The organism is Vibrio sp. 10N.261.55.F4 (genome assembly GCF_041470465.1).
GTDB classification, from domain to species: Bacteria; Pseudomonadota; Gammaproteobacteria; order Enterobacterales; family Vibrionaceae; genus Vibrio; species Vibrio crassostreae_C.
In genome coordinates this window covers 43,417-61,596 of sequence record NZ_JBFRMM010000043.1, presented here as the reverse complement: position 1 = coordinate 61,596, position 18,180 = coordinate 43,417, and the positions used below count along the sequence as shown (strand labels likewise).

Here is an 18,180-nt window from a genome sequence, read left to right as displayed (position 1 = left end):
CTCGGGCTATCTTTGATTACTCTTGTGAACCAACATGTTTGATATCGCTCTATACGAACCAGAAATTGCACCCAATACGGGTAACATCATCCGCCTATGTGCTAACTGCGGCGCAAACCTGCACCTGATTGAACCGCTTGGCTTTGATTTTGAAGAGAAGAAGGTTCGTCGTGCTGGCTTGGATTACCACGACCTTGCGCGAGTTAAGCGTCACAAGAACCTAGAAGCTTTCCTTGAGTATCTTGAGAATGAACGCGAGGGTGACTTCCGCATCTTTGCCTGCACCACTAAAACGACAGGTCACCACGTTGATGCAAAATTCCAACAAGGTGATGTGTTGATGTTTGGCCCAGAGACTCGCGGCCTGCCTGCTGAGTTCATTGAAAGCATGCCAATGGAACAACGCATTCGTATTCCAATGATGCCAGACGCGCGCAGCCTGAACCTGTCTAACGCAGTGGCAATCATTGCTTTTGAAGCATGGCGACAAATGGGCTTTGAAGGCGCGGTATAACCGAACGCTCAAACTTATCTTTTATCTGTTATCTGTTATCTGTTATCTGTTATCGATAGTAAACAGTAAGTAACAGCTAGCGACAGACAATAAAAAAGCTCTTACCATTATCACTTTCTTGCGAAGGATAAAGGTAAGAGCCTTTTCTGTTTTCCCTCTATATAAAGAGAGAAAAAATTAATTAGTTTAAGCGGTTACGATCGTTGTCGTCGTCTTTCTTCTCAAACTCACCTTCAAAGGTGTTGCCGTCTTTTGATTGGTCAGATGGATCGCGATTGAATGGGTCTTGTCCAAATGGGCTCTGGCCAAAACCAGCTTGTCCACCGGCATGGAAACCACCAGACATGTTGGTCACCACCATTTTTTCCATCATTTTCTTGGCAATCATCGCTCTTGGTGCTGGCAATAATACCAACATACCGAGTGCGTCCGTCATAAAACCCGGAGTCAGCAGCAATACACCGGCAACTGCAAGCATCACGCCTTCAAGAATCTGTTGTGCTGGCATTTCGCCTTGTTGCAAACGACCTTGCACAGACATAAGTGTCTGAATGCCTTGGCTACGAACCAGCGATGCACCCACAAATGCAGTGATCAAAACCAACGCAATAGTTGGCCACAATCCTAAGAAGCCACCAACTTGAATAAATAGCCCAATCTCAATGATGGGTACGAAGATAAATAGTAATAATAAGATAGGAAACACACGCCCTCCTTTGTTACTTGCAGTTTACGCTGAAAGCCCTAACAATCTCAAATTTATCCGGTAAATAAGCGTGTTTATTGACCAAGAATAACTTTGCAAAATATTGACGAAACAAAACCGAAAAAGGTGATCCACTTAATATTTTTATGCGCTAAGTACAGTATCATGTGCCACATAAGTCAGGACGGATTTATCAGCCCAATATTCTAGCGAACGGAGTATTTGCACACAGAATAGGCTAATAACTAACTATATAATCAGAATAATTCTCTAAGGATCCTGTTATGGCTACTCAATCAGAAGCTCAAGTTGAAGCTCCTCAAGCTACTCGTCTCGAAGAAGATCTATTAGGTCAACGTCATGTTCCGGCTGATGCTTACTACGGCATCCACACTCTACGCGCAGTTGAAAACTTCAACATCTCAAATGTAACGATCTCAGATGTACCTGAATTCGTTCGCGGTATGGTGATGACTAAGAAAGCGGCGGCTTTAGCAAACAAAGAGTTAGGTGTAATTCCAAGCGAAGTGGCTAAATACATCATCCAAGCTTGTGACCTAATTCTAGACACGGGTAAGTGCATGGATCAGTTCCCATCGGACGTTTTCCAAGGTGGTGCTGGTACTTCTGTAAACATGAACGCAAACGAAGTTGTTGCGAACGTGGCTCTTGAACTTATGGGCAAAGAAAAAGGCCAATACGAGTTCATCAACCCGAACGACCATGTAAACCGCAGCCAATCTACAAACTGTGCTTACCCAACTGGCTTCCGTATCTCTGTTTACAACAGCGTTCGTAAACTGATTGATGCGATCGAATACCTAAAAGGTGCATTCGAGCTTAAGAGCCAAGAATTCAACACGATTTTGAAGATGGGTCGTACTCAGCTTCAAGACGCAGTTCCAATGACGGTTGGCCAAGAGTTCCACGCTTGGGCTGTAACCATCAATGAAGAAATCAAAAACCTAGAATACACTTCAAAACTACTGCTTGAAGTAAACCTAGGCGCAACGGCTATCGGTACAGGTCTGAACGCAGCACCGGGTTACCAAGGCCTAGCAGTGAAACACCTAGCAGAAGTAACAGGCCTAGAGTGTGTAGCGGCTGAAGATTTAATCGAAGCAACGTCTGACTGTGGCGCATACGTAATGACGCACGGCGCACTTAAGCGTCTAGCAGTTAAGCTATCTAAGATCTGTAACGACTTGCGTCTACTTTCTTCAGGTCCACGTACTGGTTTGAACGAGCTAAACCTACCTGAACTGCAAGCAGGTTCTTCAATCATGCCTGCTAAAGTAAACCCAGTTGTACCTGAAGTAGTAAACCAAGTTTGCTTCAAAGTTCTAGGTAACGACAACACGGTTTCTTTCGCTGCGGAAGGTGGTCAACTTCAACTGAACGTAATGGAACCTGTTATTGCACAAAGCATGTTTGAGTCTCTAGACATTCTGACAAACGCTTGTGTGAACCTGCGCGACAAGTGTGTAGACGGCATTACGGTAAACAAAGAAGTATGTGAAGCGCACGTATTTAACTCTATCGGTATCGTCACTTACCTAAACCCATACATTGGCCACCACGAAGGTGACATTGTTGGTAAGATCTGTGCAGAAACAGGTAAGAGTGTTCGTGATGTAGTTCTAGAACGCGGTTTATTGACCGAAGAAGAACTTGATGACATTTTCTCTGTTGAAAATCTAATGCATCCTCAGTATAAAGCTAAACGCTACGAATAACGGTAGCGAGAAAGGGCTCCAAACGGAGCCCTTTTTTAGGCTCCAATACGGTTAACCCTGCTGATCTTGTGGATTTCCGTTAGTTGCGTTTTTGCTTAATTAAACCTAAACCATAGAACTATTATGTGAACATTCCAGTGGCGAATGTTCACATAATAAAATCTAAAATGAGGTGTTACTTATGATTGCAGTAGAACTATTTGTCGTCCTGCTCTTTATCTTTTTGGGGGCCAGAATTGGCGGTATCGGTATTGGTTTTGCCGGTGGTGCTGGTGTTATTGCCCTTTCATTAATTCTTGGTGTTCCAACAAGCCAATCTTTTATCCCGGTCGATGTAATTTTGATCATCATGTCGGTTATCACCGCAATTGCAGCAATGCAGGTTGCTGGCGGTATGGACTGGTTGGTACAAATTGCAGAAAACTTTTTGCGTAAACACCCTGAACGTATCACCTTTTACGCGCCGATTGTGACCTTTGTAATGACACTAATGGCGGGTACTGGTCACACAGCATTCTCTACGTTGCCTGTTATTGCAGAAGTAGCAAAAGGCCAAGGTGTTCGTCCTTCTCGTCCACTGTCTATCGCAGTTGTAGCCTCTCAAATTGCGATCACAGCTTCGCCTATTTCGGCAGCAGTTGTGGCTTTCGCAGCGATGCTGGCACCCTTTGGTGTCGATTACCTAACGCTATTGATGGTTTGTATTCCAACAACCTTCATCGCTTGTATGGTTGGTGCGGTTGTCGCGAACTACATGGGCAGCGAACTGAAAGACGATCCTATTTACCAAGAACGTCTAGAGAAAGGTCTAATCAAGCTAGCAACAGAAGAGAAACGCGAAATTCTACCAACAGCGAAGAAGGCGACTTACATCTTCCTTGCAGCGATTGGTTTTGTTGTTTGCTACGCAGCCGCTATCTCTAGCTCTGTTGGCCTAATTGAAAACCCAGCACTGGGCCGTAACGAAGCGATCATGTCTGTGATGCTGGCAGCAGCAGCGGCAATCGTGATGTTCACTAAGATTGATGCAGCGAAGATTTCTTCGGCTCCAACATTCCGCTCTGGTATGACAGCATGTGTTTGTGTACTGGGTGTGGCTTGGTTAGGTTCAACGTTTGTGAATGCACACGTTGCTGAAATCAAAGACGTTGCTGGTGCTCTACTTGCTGACTACCCTTGGATGCTGGCTCTTGTTCTGTTCTTCGCTTCTATGCTGCTTTACTCTCAAGGCGCGACAACGGTTGCACTGATGCCTGCAGCTCTAGCGATTGGCGTAGCACCACTAACAGCCGTGGCTTCTTTTGCTGCGGTAAGTGCACTGTTCGTACTTCCAACTTACCCTACGCTACTGGCAGCGGTTGAGATGGATGACACAGGTTCAACTCGTATTGGTAAGTACGTATTTAACCACCCATTCTTCATTCCTGGTGTGGCAACAATCAGTACAGCGGTAGCACTCGGCTTCGCATTCGGCGGTCTGTTTATCTAACACTCGCTGAAAAACCAAACCTAAAAGGAAGCTTCGGCTTCCTTTTTTCTTTTCTGAACAATGTGTTTATTTGATACGTATCAAATAAACATTATAAATCTAAAAACCCGAACAAAAATAAAGTTTGAATAAAATTTCAGGAATATTCACGTCATTCATTAACAATGCCTGCCAACACAACCACCCCTTGTTTCTTTCTAATTAACATCGAATATTAATCCAAGCTAACCAACCAAAAAACCTTGCTCTTTTTCTAACGTTTTCCAGCCTATTCATTGGTCACTATTTTTGTGAACAATACCAAACTTAAATTCCAACGTAAGGAATAAAATAACCGCAGTTAAATTAAATCTAAATTCATTTGGATATATAAATATAAAGATACTTATATTTAAAGTCAGCAACTTTATATCGTTGAGTGCTTTATAAGTGTCCGTGTATTTACAATCTATAAATCATTAGTCGCTAATTCACATCACTTCTATTTAAGATGATGTAAGGAGATAGCCATGACAACTCAAACGATACCAAGCGAGAAAAAAAAGGGCGGCTTCTTTGCCAACTTTAAATTCCCTTCTGCCTACACCATTCTATTTATTCTGATTGCGTTCGTCGCACTGCTTACCTGGATTGTTCCAGCAGGCCAATACGACCGTGCAATGAATGAAGAGCTAGGCCGAGAAGTACCCGTAACCGGAACCTATCAAGCGGTAGAAGGTAACCCTCAAGGCGTGATTGATGTACTGCTCGCGCCTATTGACGGCTTCTATGACCACAATAGCTATGAAGCGGCGGCTATCGACGTTTCGCTGTTCATCTTAATCATTGGTGGCTTCTTAGGGCTAGTAACCAAAACGGGTGCCATTGATGCCGGTATCGAGCGCGTCACCGCCCGCTTAGAAGGGAGAGAAGAGTTGATGATACCAATACTGATGGCGCTATTTGCCGCAGGTGGTACCGTCTACGGCATGGCGGAAGAATCACTGCCCTTCTATACATTGCTAGTGCCGGTAATGATGGCAGCTCGCTTTGACCCTCTTGTTGCCGCTGCGACCGTACTGCTTGGTGCAGGTATTGGGGTGCTGGGTTCAACGATTAACCCATTCGCAACCGTGATCGCTGCCAACGCCTCTGGTATTCCATTTACAGACGGTATCGTGTTGCGCATTGCGATGTTGATTATTGGTTGGGGTATTTGTGTTGCCTACGTAATGCGTTACGCAAGAATGGTTCAAGCCGATCCAACAACATCAATTGTCTACGACAAATACGAAGAGAACAAAGCGCACTTCTTAGGTAATGCGAGCGGCGAAAAACTTGAATTCACCGCGACTCGCAAACTGATTCTGACCATTTTTGGTGGCTCGTTCGCTGTAATGATTTATGGTGTATCCGTTGCTGGATGGTGGATGGCTGAGATCTCAGCGATGTTCTTAGCAGCAACCATCATCGTTGGTATTGTGGCTCGCATGAGCGAAGAAGAGTTTACCACCAGCTTCATTGATGGTGCCCGCGACCTACTTGGCGTTGCGCTCATCATAGGTATTGCACGTGGTATCGTAGTGGTGATGGACCGCGGTATGATCACCGATACCATTCTCTTCTCAGCAGAACAGATGGTAACGGGGCTTTCTTCGGTTATCTTCATTAACGTGATGTTCTTCTTAGAGATTCTACTGTCGTTCTTAGTGCCATCGACCTCTGGCTTAGCGGTACTGACCATGCCAATCATGGCACCACTGGCCGACTTTGCTGGCGTAGGTCGTGACTTGGTTATCACTGCGTACCAATCTGCATCTGGCTTGGTGAACCTAATCACCCCAACCTCCGCGGTGGTGATGGGTGGTTTGGCGATTGCTCGTGTCCCTTACGTGCGCTGGGTTAAATGGGTGATGCCACTAGTCGGTATATTGATGGTGTTCTGCATTGTTGTACTGAGTATTGGTGCGCTGATCTAACTAACAGCACTTCACTCCTTTCTCATCCAAAGCCGCTTCTCACAGCGGCTTTTTTATTGTTCCCTCTCAATGTAACCCTCTGCCACTGAAACAGCTCCTCAAAGCCATACACGCGATATTCAAGGTTCTTCTGTTCGTAGCCAAGCTCAACTAAACTCAAAGCACTCGCAATAGAAGAATCAATCCTACTTTTAAACATCTAATTTTCTTGATGAAATAACACTCTATTTTCAACCATGATGTTTAAACAAATAGTTAGTCACTTATTAGCGTTAATTATATTTAAAGTAATTAATAGCCTAATAAACAGACGAGGATTAATGCCCTTTTCTATCAAAAAACACACTTAAACAGCCAATTTTAAAATGTGATCGCAACAGCTTTATTCGCATTTACTTTGTTAATAAACAATTAATTCCACATCCAAAATTAAATATCTAAATAAAAACACTGCATACTTCCAAGCTAAGTACACTCTTATCAATAAAACTATTCTGCATATAATCCCTCGTAAATTAGATTCTAGTAAGTTTCGTCAAAAAAGCGTGCATAAAGTTCCCTAACTGCTAACTATTTAGAATGTATTATTCATAACTGAAAGTGCATAAAGTTTGTTAAAACCCTTAATTTTAAAGGGCTGCGGGATAAAAAACGATTTGTGATAGATCTCTAAGAATACCTGACTAGCAGGCGTAATATTAATTCCAGACAAGAGATATGAATAAATAATTCATTCTTCTCAACTGAAAATAAATAATTACTCTTAGCGATAAAAGTAATTCAAATATATAAGAGAGAGACGATCATGAGTAAGTTCTATGTAGGTTCTGAAATAGGTCAATTACGCCGCGTTCTAGTTCACCGTCCAAGACGCGCACTGACTCACCTAACACCCTCTAACTGTCACGATTTACTATTTGATGACGTACTGGCTGTTGAACGTGCTGGTAAAGAGCATGACGCATTTACTCAAACGCTGCGTGATCAAGGTGTTGAAGTTCTTCTTCTTACTGACCTACTAGCAGACACGCTAGCAGTGCCAGAAGCGAAAGATTGGCTTTTGAATCATCAAGTTTCTGATTACCGCTTAGGCAAAACCTTTGCTAACGATGTGCGCTGCTACTTGGGCGACTTACCAAACCTAGAACTAGCAAAAATCCTAACGGGTGGTCTGTCTTACGCTGAGATGCCAATGAAATCATCTTCAATGATGCAAGGCATGCACGCACCAACCGACTTCATTATCGAACCGCTACCAAACCACCTATTTACTCGTGACACATCTTGCTGGGTATACGGTGGCGTATCCATCAACCCGATGGCGAAACCTGCTCGTCAACGTGAAACCAACCACGTTCGCGCTATTTACCGCTGGCACCCAACATTTGCTGGCCAAGACTTCATTAAGTACTTCGGCGATGAAGAAAACATCAGCTACGACAACTCAACCATTGAAGGCGGTGACGTTCTTGTAATCGGTCGCGGTACGGTTCTTATCGGTATGTCTGAGCGTACAACAGCACAAGGTGTTGAGCACTTAGCATCTAGCCTATTCAAACACGGTCAAGCGAAACAAGTTATCGCAATGCAGCTACCAAAACACCGCTCTTGCATGCACTTAGACACCGTTATGACGCACATGAACGAAGATACGTTCTCTGTTTACCCTGAAGTGGTGAGTAAAGACGTACAGTGCTGGAACCTAACTGGTGATGAGTCTGGCGCAGTGAAAGTGAAAGAAGAAGGCTACTTCGTAACAGCTATCGAAAAAGCACTGGGCGTAGACAAGCTAAACCTAATCACGACCGGTGGTGACAACTTCCATGCAGAACGTGAGCAGTGGAACGATGCAAACAACGTTCTAACGGTTAAACCTGGCGTTGTGATTGGCTACGAAGGCAACACCTACACCAATGAAAAATACGATAAAGCAGGCATCACAGTTCTTCCTATCCCTGGAGATGAACTTGGCCGCGGTCGCGGTGGCGCACGCTGCATGAGCTGCCCAATTGAGCGTGATGGTATCTAATCACTAAGACGAAAACGGCCAAGTTGAATGATCTTAAATAATCTCAGCTTGGCCAAAATGAGAGAACACAATTATGACTAAGCAAACTGTTGTTGTTGCACTCGGCGGTAATGCCTTACTTCGTCGCGGTGAGCCGTTAGAAGCCGATGTTCAACGCCGTAATATTGAAACAGCGGTTAAAACCATCTCTGAAATCGCGAAAGTGTACAACGTGGTTCTAGTACATGGTAATGGCCCACAAGTTGGTTTACTGGCTCTGCAAGGTTTGGAATACAAAAAAGTAAACCCGTATCCGCTAGATGTATTGGGCAGTGAGACTCAAGGCATGATCGGCTACATGCTGATGCAAGAGTTCAAGAACTATCTACCTAACCGCAACATCTCGTGCATGTTGACACAAATGACCGTTGATCCAAACGATCCTGCATTCGCCGATCCAACGAAGCCGATTGGCCCGATCTACGAAGAAGCGGAAGCGCGTGAATTGGCGGAGAAATTCCACTGGATCGTCAAACCAGACGGCCAACACTTCCGTCGCGTTGTGCCAAGCCCACGCCCTACTGGCATTGTTGAGCACGAAGCGATCACCCAACTTATCGATGCAGGCCACCTAGTGATTTGTACTGGCGGCGGTGGCATCCCAGTGAAAAAAGAGAACGGCAAATTAGTGGGTGTTGAAGCGGTTATCGACAAAGACATGTCAGCGGCTTTCTTAGCGAAACAACTGGATGCGGATGCACTGCTTATTTTGACCGACGCGGACGCTGTTTACCTTGATTGGGGCAAACCGACTCAACACGCACTGCGCAGCACCACACCAAGTGAACTGGCGAAATTCGAATTTGATGCAGGCTCTATGGGACCAAAAATTGAAGCATCGTGCGAATTCATTCAGCAAGGCGGCAAAGTCGTCGGTATTGGTGCACTCGAAGATGGTTTGCAAATCCTGCAAGGCTTGGCGGGCACCAACATCACCAAAGATTAATCTACTCGCGAGCTTTTCAAACCTTGCGAGAAAACTGAATCACCGTTTGAACTGAAATTAATACACAAAAATTGAATCGCGCTTTCTTGAATTTTCTTTCCCTGTAACAAGAAAGCGCCTAAATCTAAGAAGGAATACATCATGGCTTTTAACCTACGCAATCGTAACTTCCTAAAACTACTAGATTTCACTCCACGCGAAATTCAACACTTATTAGATCTTTCTATGGAGCTAAAAAAAGCGAAGTACAACGGTTACGAACAGCCAACACTAACTGGCAAAAACATTGCGCTTATCTTTGAGAAAACCTCAACTCGTACTCGCTGTGCATTCGAAGTAGCGGCATTCGACCAAGGCGCTCGCGTGTCTTACTTAGGCCCATCTGGCTCTCAAATTGGCCACAAAGAATCAATGAAAGATACCGCTCGCGTTCTTGGCCGTATGTACGATGGCATTGAATACCGCGGCTTCGGTCAAGAAATCGTTGAAGAGCTCGGCGCTTACGCTGGAGTTCCAGTATGGAATGGTCTGACTGACGAATTCCACCCTACACAAATTCTTGCTGACTTCCTAACCATGACGGAATACGGCCGTGGTAAACAACTGCATGAAATCAGCTTTGCTTACCTAGGTGATGCTCGCAACAACATGGGTAACTCTCTGATGGTTGGCGCAGCGAAAATGGGCATGGACATTCGCCTTGTTGCTCCAAAACAGTTCTGGCCACAAGAAGAACTATTGGCTCAGTGTCGTGAAATCGCAGAGCACACAGGTGGCAAAATTACACTGACTGAAGATGTTCAAGAAGGCGTGCAAGGTTGTGACTTCCTGTACACCGACGTTTGGGTATCTATGGGCGAAGCGAAAGAAGCATGGGCTGAGCGTATCAACCTAATGATGCCTTACCAAGTGAACATGGAAATGCTGAAAGCAACGGGTAACCCACATGTGAAATTCATGCACTGTCTGCCAGCTTTCCATGGCGAAGATACCACGGTAGGCAAACAACTTGCGGCTGAATATCCACAGCTAAAAGACGGTGTGGAAGTGACTGATGAGGTAGTTGAGTCTGAATACTCTATCGTGTTCGATGAAGCAGAAAACCGCATGCACACCATCAAAGCAGTCATGGTTGCGACATTAGGCAGCTAAGAAATTAAGAAATTAAGCAGTTAAGCACGCACTTGTTCGCAATAAATTGACAAGCTAAGTGCAATAACAGGGAAATGCGGGTGGCGTTCTTGGGATTTTGACCTTGGATAAAACCCGCATTTTTTTTCATGTCCTTGAAAAGATTATTACCTGAAAAAGCCTGAGATTTTCTGTTTCAACAAGGGCTTAAATCAAAGCAAAATGTAGAGGTTATTTCGCATAAAAATCCATTAAATGAATACTTTACAGAAAGTATTGCATGCAGTTTTTATCTGAGTATAATCCTCCGCAATTTGTCTTAAGAGAGCAAAATATGAACTGCAATTCTGTCGCACATGATTGTCAAACTACACGCCAAAGAGTGGCGGTGGTGTCATTTTTATTTTGCTCTATTGATCGTTTCGAAGCCTCCTATTTTTAGGGGGCTTTTTTTTGTCCGCAATTTGACTGTATGCATAGAAGGAAGACCCGTTATGGCGCATTCGTTATTTAACAAGCACATCATCTCCATACCTGAGCTCACTCGTAATGAACTGGAGCTTATCGTCGACACAGCAGCAAGACTCAAGGCCGAGCCAAACCCAGAGTTGCTGAAAAATAAAGTCGTTGCGAGCTGCTTCTTTGAGCCTTCAACTCGAACTCGCCTTTCATTTGAGACCGCCGTCCAGCGCCTTGGTGGCACGGTCATTGGCTTTGATAATGGCGGTAACACCTCACTGGCGAAGAAAGGCGAAACACTTGCCGATTCAGTGCAGGTTATTTCATCCTACGTCGATGCCTTTGTAATGCGTCACCCACAAGAAGGGGCAGCACGTTTAGCGTCTGAATTTTCTAACGGTGTGCCGGTAGTAAACGGCGGCGACGGTGCTAACCAGCACCCGACGCAAACCTTGCTGGACCTGTTCTCGATTTACGAAACACAAGGCACGCTCGATAACCTCAATGTGGCGTTCGTCGGCGACCTAAAATATGGCCGTACCGTGCACTCATTGACCCAAGCACTATCGAAATTCAATAACGTGCGTTTCTTCTTTATCGCGCCAGAAGTCTTAGAGATGCCAGATTACATCTGTGAAGAATTGGAAGAGATGGGCATCCAATACAGCACTCACAGCAGCATTGAAGAAGTCGTGCCGGAACTGGATGTTCTGTACATGACTCGCGTGCAGAAAGAGCGCTTTGATGCGTCGGAATACGCACACATGAAATCGGCTTACATCCTCACCGCCGATACATTGAAAGACGCTCGTCAAAACATGAAGGTACTTCACCCGCTGCCACGCGTCGACGAAATCACCACCGACGTTGATAAAACGCCACACGCTTACTACTTCGAACAAGCTGAAAACGGTGTATACGCTCGCGAAGCCCTATTGGCCCTAGTTCTTAACGACACTTTATAAGCAGGAGAAACAGTCATGGTTAAACAAACTCAGCTACAAGTAGAAGCGATCCGTAACGGCAGCGTGATTGACCACATCCCTGCTCACCTTGGTATCAAAATCCTTAAACTGTTTAAGCTACACAAGACAGAACAGCGCATCACTATGGGCTTAAACCTGCCATCATCGGCACTTGGCCATAAAGATCTAATCAAGATTGAGAACATCTTCCTGACCAAGGAACAAGCCAACCAATTGGCTCTTTATGCTCCGCAGGCAACGGTCAATCAGATTGAAGAGTATAAAGTGGTTAATAAGCTAACCCTTGTGCTGCCAGAGCAAATCCACAGTGTCTACTCTTGCCCGAATAGCAACTGTATTTCGCACGGTGAGCCAGTCGAAAGCAGCTTTAAAGTGCAGCTAAAACAGGAAAACGTGCAGCTAAAATGTCACTACTGTGAAAAAGTATTCTCTCGCGAGATCATGAGTGAAATTCGCTAACCCTTAGCGCCATTATCACGGTCTCCAAAGCACCCTAATACCGATGGATATTTATGCCAAACTTGGAATAAATATCCATTTAACAAAAGAATAAAACTCCAAAATAAAAGCAATTAACTAGAATTTTATTTGGTGATCCCCTTCAAAAAGATAACTATCCTTTAGTGGTAGACTCAATGGATAGACGATCATACATCACGCATACCTTCCCTCTTTATTTCGGGATTCATCGGTAAGCCCTATTTAACAATCGTACTCTACGGCTTTGGGAGTACGCTCGGCGCTATGGACAAGCGATAACCACATGTTGACCTTAAGGAGTTGTTCATGAACCCAATCACTGAGCACGGTTGCTTGTATTCAGCTGAAGATAAAACACTGACTGCAGCGTGCAAACGCTTACTACAACAACAAAGCTTCTCGACCCAAAATCAACTGCGAGAGAAACTCGTCGATATTGGCTATACCGGTATCAGCCAATCGACCGTATCTCGTATTTTGTCACAGCTTGGTGTTGTCAAAATTCAGAATGCTTGCGGTAAAAAGGTTTACTGCATCACGGTTGAAAGTGCACCGGTTCGTGTCGATGCATCCATCTCATCGCAAATCGAATTCATCACTCATAACCAAGCGATGGTCATCGTAAAAACTCATCCAGGTTGTGCTCAATTAGTCGCAAGATTAGTCGATATCGACCCACATACTGAGATTATCGGCACCGTTGGCGGTAATGATACCGTGCTTATTATTCCAAAAGATACGATGAATATTGATGCTTGCGAACAAGTAGTAAAAGCACGCTTGGGTGTAGCTTAAATGTCTCTTTTACAAAGGCAAGTCACTCAAGTTGAATTGCAGCTCCCCACTCGATTACCCAATAAAATCGCTATCCCGCCTTAGGGGATATTTGTTTGCCGATGAAACTAATAGCAAACTATTACGGTCTGATTGAGTTAAGATACCTTCAACTCCATTTTGATGACTAAATAGTATGCGACGACTTGCCACATTACTTTTTGTTTGTGTTTCCCTATTCACCCAGCCTGCGTGGGCGCTATTTGGGAACGACAACGCCGAGCCAAGCTTCGGAGGCAATAACAATGGTTTTGTCCCTGTAGACCAAGCTTTCCCTTTCAATTACTACCAGCAAGACGACAAAGTCCTTCTCGACTGGCAAGTAAAAGAGGGCTACTACCTCTATCAACATAGCCTCTCGTTCACTGGCCAAAATCTCGCTATCGGTAATGTTGAATTAGAAGATGGTAAGCCGCACCAAGATGAATTCTTCGGTGAGGTGAGCATTTATACTCAGCCGTTATTCGTGCAAGTTCCTCTGCAGAGTTACCAAGATGGCTCACAGCTGATCGTTAAGTATCAAGGCTGTGCGGACGCAGGGTTCTGCTACCCACCAGAGACTCGTATCATCGACATTGAACCTTTCACAGCAACAGGTTCTGCTAATTCGCAAGGTAGTGACTCACAAGCTTCATCTTCTGCTGGCAACGAAACCGATGTTTCTACGCAACCAACATCTCCGAAAGCAGACGTTGTAAGTAACACGACTCAACAGCCAAATGCCCCTGTTTCAAAAGAAGAAGGCTTAGCCGATAAGCTCGGTGACAGTTGGTGGACCCCTCTATTATTCTTAGCACTCGGTGTTGGTTTAGCCTTTACGCCGTGTGTGCTGCCTATGTATCCGATTCTAACGGGTATCGTTTTAGGTGGTGGCAAACTCAGCCAAGGTCGCGCGCTGATGCTGTCCTTTATTTACGTGCAAGGCATGGCGTTAACCTACACCTTATTAGGTTTAGTGGTTGCTTCAGCAGGCATGCAATTCCAAGCCGCTATGCAGCACCCTTACGTGCTGATCGCGCTGAGTGTTCTGTTCGTGGCGTTAGCAATGTCGATGTTTGGCGTTTATAACCTGCAACTGCCAAGCAGCATCCAAACTTGGCTCAACAACCAAAGCAACAAGCAGCAAGGTGGCAATACCTTGGGCGTATTCGCAATGGGCGCTATCTCTGGCTTGGTGTGTTCACCTTGTACCACGGCGCCATTGTCAGGCGCACTGCTGTATGTGGCTCAGAGTGGTGACCTATTTACCGGTGCAATTGCTCTGTACGCGTTGGCTATGGGTATGGGTATCCCACTGATTTTAGTGGCAGTGTTTGGTAATAAGCTATTGCCTAAAGCGGGCAGCTGGATGAACAAGGTGAAGATCGTATTCGGCTTTATCTTGCTTGCCGCGCCTATCTTCCTGCTAGAGCGCATCATTCCTGAATTGTGGGCAACCGTGCTTTGGTCTGGCCTTGGCTTCATCGCCTTTGGTTGGCTTTACCACAGTAAGAATGCACTGCCATTTGGTGGCTGGAAGCAAAGCGCTGTGGGCATCATTGCGATGCTTGGCCTGTTCGCATCAGCTCAACCTGCGCTCAATTACTGGTTTGCAGAAAAGAGCGTGACGGTAGAACAACACATCCAATTTGCACGCATCAACACGGTTGAAGAACTAGAAATCCAGCTCATCGAAGCGAAGAAACTCGGTAAGCCTGTGATGCTCGACTTCTACGCCGATTGGTGTGTGGCATGTAAAGAATTCGAGAAGTACACCTTCCATCAAGCTGATGTGGAAAACAAGCTTTCTGACTTCGTACTGCTACAAGCCGATGTAACGAGAAACATGCCTCAAGACATTGAACTGCTTAAACAATTACAGGTACTTGGCTTACCTACGATTGAGTTCTGGGATGGTGAGGGTAACCATGTTCCAAATGCTCGTGTAACCGGTTTTATGCCTGCCGATGTATTCTTAAAACACATGCAAAACCACCAGCTATAACGGCAATATTCACTAAAATATAAGCCGAATCGAAAGCCGCACCGCCCCTCCGTAACGAGATGGCAGTGCGGCTTTTTTGCTATTCAGAGTAACGCTTTCTTATTCCGGGGATAAAAGTCGATATGGTTCAGACTTTTAATGCATAGATATTGTCCACATACTCAATCAGGATGATAATAAATATTAACTAAATTGTTAAAAGTATGAACGTCATGGACTCGACCTATACCATCATCATTGCTGATGACCACCCTCTCTTTCGCAACGCCCTGTTTCAGTCAGTTCATATGGCGATCAGTGGTGCGAACCTGCTTGAGGCCGATTCTCTCGATGCCTTACTGACTCTGCTAAAGAAAGAAGGCGAGCCGGATCTATTACTGCTCGATCTGAAAATGCCGGGCGCCAATGGCATGTCAGGCTTAATTCAACTGCGCGCTGAATACCCAGATCTACCGATTGTGGTGGTTTCTGCCAGTGAAGATGCCAGCGTGGTCACTCAGGTGAAGAGCCACGGTGCGTTTGGCTTTATTCCTAAGTCGAGTGATATGCGTGAGTTGGTGAGTGCACTGAATCAAGTGCTGAATGGCGACCCGTTCTTCCCTGAAGGGCTTATCACCAATAATGCAGCGTGTAGCGACCTTGCAGAAAAGATTTCCACACTGACGCCTCAGCAATACAAGGTATTAGGGATGCTTTCTGACGGCTTGCTTAACAAGCAAATCGCGTATGAATTGAATGTTTCGGAAGCGACCATCAAAGCACATATGACGGCCATCTTCCGTAAACTGGATGTGAAAAATCGTACTCAAGCGGTTATCTTGCTACAAGAAGTCCACAATTAAGCTTCACTGATATCCTCTTCTAAAGTCGTCTTAGGTAAACATAAACCCAACCTGACGACTTTATGATCATCTATCTCTGCAACCACCCAAGTGATGTCATGCCACTCAAAGCTATCACCCAATACAGAGTGTGCGCCAAGCTCTTGAGCAACCAATTGTTTTAGCGTCATTTCTCGCTCTTCTTCCGAGCCAAGTTCAATACCATAACAATCACTCACTGCCGCAACTGATAGCTCAACATCCAAGAAGAAGTCACCAAAGAATCGTGCCGCCTCTTCTGCTAGAGGCGCCTCACTGAACAACGAACTTAAGCTGTCCAAATCTTTGTCTTGACCAAGCACACATAAGATATCGTTCGCCTCTAACACGGTGCTGCCTGATGGGTGAAGCAAGGCATCCTTTCTAAACAGTGCAGTAATTCGCGTTCCTTCCGGCATAGACAAACGCTTTAGTGGTTCGCCCACACACCACTTCTCTTCTTTCAGCTTGTAGACAAATATCTCCCACTCACTAGCAGGGTAAATTTCAATGCCAGTACGAGAAATCGGTGTTGGCGTCGGTGGTAAAGTCACTTGAGCCAATCTCGCGACTTTCATCAAGCTGCCGCCTTGAACAATCAGCGACACCATAACCACGAAGAACGCGATATTGAAATACAGCTGAGCATTGGGCAGGCCTGCCATCATCGGGAATACCGCTAAGATGATTGGTACTGCACCACGCAAACCTACCCAAGAAACAAACCAGCGTTCTTTGGTGGAAAAGCTTCTGAACGGCAGTAAACCCAACCAAACCGACAGCGGACGAGCAAACAAAATCATACCGAAGGCCAGTGCCAGCGCAGGCAGAGCAATGTCCATCAACGTTGATGGCGTCACCAATAAACCCAATACCAAGAACATCACGATCTGGCTTAGCCACGTCATGCCATCAAGAACATTAAGAATAGAGTGTCGCGAGCGCGTCGGACGATTACCAATGAACAAGCCCACTAGGTAAATCGATAAAATGCCGCTGCCGCCAAGCATGTTAGAGAACGCAAACAGCGCCACGCCCCCACTGAGTACCAGAATGGAATAAAGGCCATCAGCCAATTGTACTCGATTGATTAAGCTCCATAGAACCCAGCCGCCGCCAATACCAACAAGAGTACCGATACCAAACTGCATCGCAAAACTTTGCAGTAGGAAGTTCATTCCCATCTCAGCGTCAGGGTTACCTAACAGCGCAATTAAGGTCACCGTCAGGAAGACCGCCATTGGGTCGTTAGTGCCCGATTCGATCTCTAGGGTTGAGCCAACACGCTCATTGAGACTCTGTCCTTTCAGCAAAGAGAATACCGCTGCCGCATCGGTTGAACCAACAATCGCCCCGACCAAGATGCCCTGCATTAATGACAAGTCAAACAGCCAAGCCGCCATTAATCCGGTTAAGGTTGCTGTACATGCGACACCTATCGTCGCCAGCGAGAGCGAAGGCCAGAAAGCGACCTTGAAGCTCGCCACCTTGGTTCGCATACCGCCATCCAACAGAATCACGGCAAGCGCAAGGTTACTCACCAAGTAGGTCAGTGAGTAATCATCGAAATGAATATTACCGGGTCCATCTTCACCCGCTAACATACCAACGAATAAAAAGATCAAAAGAATCGGAACGCCCAATCGTGAGGACACTTGTGAGAAAAGCACACTGATGGCGATGAGCACCGCACCAGTTAAAAATAAGTGGTTGATAGTTATTGCGTCCAATTCGTTCCCCCAAAGAATAAAACTCAAGATATAAGCATGTTGATCTTCTGCCGCTAGCTTGTTGATCTTCTGCCGTTTAGCAAGGCACGGTCGGTGAAAGTGCCGTTGTTACTATAACAAACTTATATTTCGCTTCGTGTCATAAGCAGGGCTAAATACCGTTTCTCGGTCATTTAGTTGTTAAATTTTATGACTCGCAGTCTAATTCATCCCTTTTTGTTAGACCTTTGGCTAATTTAACAACATTTTAACATCACATTTTTCTATGATTATGTCTCCTAGCTCCCATATTTCAGTAC

14 protein-coding genes are annotated in these 18,180 nt (G+C 45.3%); 12 read left to right on the top strand and 2 right to left on the bottom strand.

All coding sequences use genetic code 11. The features are described from left to right. Nucleotides 1–34: 34 nt before the first annotated feature. Nucleotides 35–514, top strand: coding sequence for a tRNA (uridine(34)/cytosine(34)/5-carboxymethylaminomethyluridine(34)-2'-O)-methyltransferase TrmL (gene trmL, locus AB4249_RS19810; RefSeq protein ID WP_009844716.1), 480 nt, complete (start codon nt 35–37; stop codon nt 512–514). A gap of 181 nt (nt 515–695) precedes the next feature. Here trmL and AB4249_RS19805 read toward each other — a convergent pair whose 3' ends face one another. Continuing rightward, nucleotides 696–1,220 (bottom strand): FxsA family protein, encoded by a 525-nt coding sequence (locus AB4249_RS19805; protein WP_012604974.1) that lies wholly within the window; start codon nt 1,218–1,220, stop codon nt 696–698. A gap of 284 nt (nt 1,221–1,504) precedes the next feature. Here AB4249_RS19805 and aspA point away from each other — a divergent pair, with 284 nt between their 5' ends. The 11 genes from aspA (at nt 1,505) to AB4249_RS19750 (ending at nt 16,133) form a co-directional block, all read left to right on the top strand. Beyond that, nucleotides 1,505–2,956: an aspartate ammonia-lyase gene (gene aspA / locus AB4249_RS19800; protein ID WP_017063668.1), complete on the top strand. Its 1,452-nt coding sequence runs from the start codon at nt 1,505–1,507 to the stop codon at nt 2,954–2,956. Between the two features lie 181 nt (nt 2,957–3,137). Beyond that, nucleotides 3,138–4,445, top strand: coding sequence for an anaerobic C4-dicarboxylate transporter (locus AB4249_RS19795; protein WP_004729714.1), 1,308 nt, complete (start codon nt 3,138–3,140; stop codon nt 4,443–4,445). Nucleotides 4,446–4,954: 509 nt separating this feature from the next. After that, nucleotides 4,955–6,403 (top strand): YfcC family protein, encoded by a 1,449-nt coding sequence (locus tag AB4249_RS19790; RefSeq protein ID WP_017062726.1) that lies wholly within the window; start codon nt 4,955–4,957, stop codon nt 6,401–6,403. An 805-nt stretch (nt 6,404–7,208) separates the two neighbouring features. Continuing rightward, a complete protein-coding gene (gene arcA / locus AB4249_RS19785) occupies nt 7,209–8,432 on the top strand; it encodes an arginine deiminase (protein WP_017062724.1) in 1,224 nt (407 codons plus the stop codon). 73 nt (nt 8,433–8,505) lie between these two features. Next, nucleotides 8,506–9,417, top strand: a complete 912-nt coding sequence (arcC, locus tag AB4249_RS19780; RefSeq protein ID WP_017062723.1) for a carbamate kinase — start codon at nt 8,506–8,508, stop codon at nt 9,415–9,417. 141 nt (nt 9,418–9,558) lie between these two features. Then, nucleotides 9,559–10,569, top strand: coding sequence for an ornithine carbamoyltransferase (locus AB4249_RS19775; protein WP_017062722.1), 1,011 nt, complete (start codon nt 9,559–9,561; stop codon nt 10,567–10,569). A gap of 473 nt (nt 10,570–11,042) precedes the next feature. Beyond that, nucleotides 11,043–11,972, top strand: a complete 930-nt coding sequence (pyrB, locus tag AB4249_RS19770) for an aspartate carbamoyltransferase (RefSeq protein WP_017062721.1) — start codon at nt 11,043–11,045, stop codon at nt 11,970–11,972. Nucleotides 11,973–11,987: 15 nt separating this feature from the next. After that, a complete protein-coding gene (gene pyrI, locus AB4249_RS19765) occupies nt 11,988–12,452 on the top strand; it encodes an aspartate carbamoyltransferase regulatory subunit (protein WP_017062720.1) in 465 nt (154 codons plus the stop codon). Between the two features lie 327 nt (nt 12,453–12,779). Continuing rightward, complete coding sequence (locus AB4249_RS19760) at nt 12,780–13,268, top strand: arginine repressor (RefSeq protein ID WP_017063664.1); 489 nt, start codon at nt 12,780–12,782, stop codon at nt 13,266–13,268. Between the two features lie 175 nt (nt 13,269–13,443). After that, nucleotides 13,444–15,291: a protein-disulfide reductase DsbD gene (locus tag AB4249_RS19755; RefSeq protein ID WP_372104510.1), complete on the top strand. Its 1,848-nt coding sequence runs from the start codon at nt 13,444–13,446 to the stop codon at nt 15,289–15,291. A gap of 212 nt (nt 15,292–15,503) precedes the next feature. Next, a complete protein-coding gene (locus tag AB4249_RS19750) occupies nt 15,504–16,133 on the top strand; it encodes a response regulator transcription factor (RefSeq protein WP_017062717.1) in 630 nt (209 codons plus the stop codon). On the opposite strand, the gene AB4249_RS19745 is transcribed toward AB4249_RS19750, so the two are convergent. Next, a complete protein-coding gene (locus tag AB4249_RS19745; protein WP_372057591.1) occupies nt 16,130–17,881 on the bottom strand; it encodes a potassium/proton antiporter in 1,752 nt (583 codons plus the stop codon). The two genes, AB4249_RS19750 and AB4249_RS19745, sit on opposite strands and share 4 nt — an antisense overlap. Nucleotides 17,882–18,180 lie beyond the last annotated feature (299 nt).

Bases quoted from the DNA above. Each gene is read 5' to 3' on its own strand.
- AB4249_RS19775 (WP_017062722.1), top strand. From the start codon at position 9,559: ATGGCTTTTAACCTACGCAATCGTAACTTCCTAAAACTACTAGATTTC.
- trmL (WP_009844716.1), top strand. From the start codon at position 35: ATGTTTGATATCGCTCTATACGAACCAGAAATTGCACCCAATACGGGT.
- pyrI (WP_017062720.1), top strand. From the start codon at position 11,988: ATGGTTAAACAAACTCAGCTACAAGTAGAAGCGATCCGTAACGGCAGC.
- arcC (WP_017062723.1), top strand. From the start codon at position 8,506: ATGACTAAGCAAACTGTTGTTGTTGCACTCGGCGGTAATGCCTTACTT.
- AB4249_RS19760 (WP_017063664.1), top strand. From the start codon at position 12,780: ATGAACCCAATCACTGAGCACGGTTGCTTGTATTCAGCTGAAGATAAA.
- arcA (WP_017062724.1), top strand. From the start codon at position 7,209: ATGAGTAAGTTCTATGTAGGTTCTGAAATAGGTCAATTACGCCGCGTT.
- AB4249_RS19790 (WP_017062726.1), top strand. From the start codon at position 4,955: ATGACAACTCAAACGATACCAAGCGAGAAAAAAAAGGGCGGCTTCTTT.
- AB4249_RS19795 (WP_004729714.1), top strand. From the start codon at position 3,138: ATGATTGCAGTAGAACTATTTGTCGTCCTGCTCTTTATCTTTTTGGGG.
- AB4249_RS19755 (WP_372104510.1), top strand. From the start codon at position 13,444: ATGCGACGACTTGCCACATTACTTTTTGTTTGTGTTTCCCTATTCACC.
- AB4249_RS19750 (WP_017062717.1), top strand. From the start codon at position 15,504: ATGGACTCGACCTATACCATCATCATTGCTGATGACCACCCTCTCTTT.
- aspA (WP_017063668.1), top strand. From the start codon at position 1,505: ATGGCTACTCAATCAGAAGCTCAAGTTGAAGCTCCTCAAGCTACTCGT.
- pyrB (WP_017062721.1), top strand. From the start codon at position 11,043: ATGGCGCATTCGTTATTTAACAAGCACATCATCTCCATACCTGAGCTC.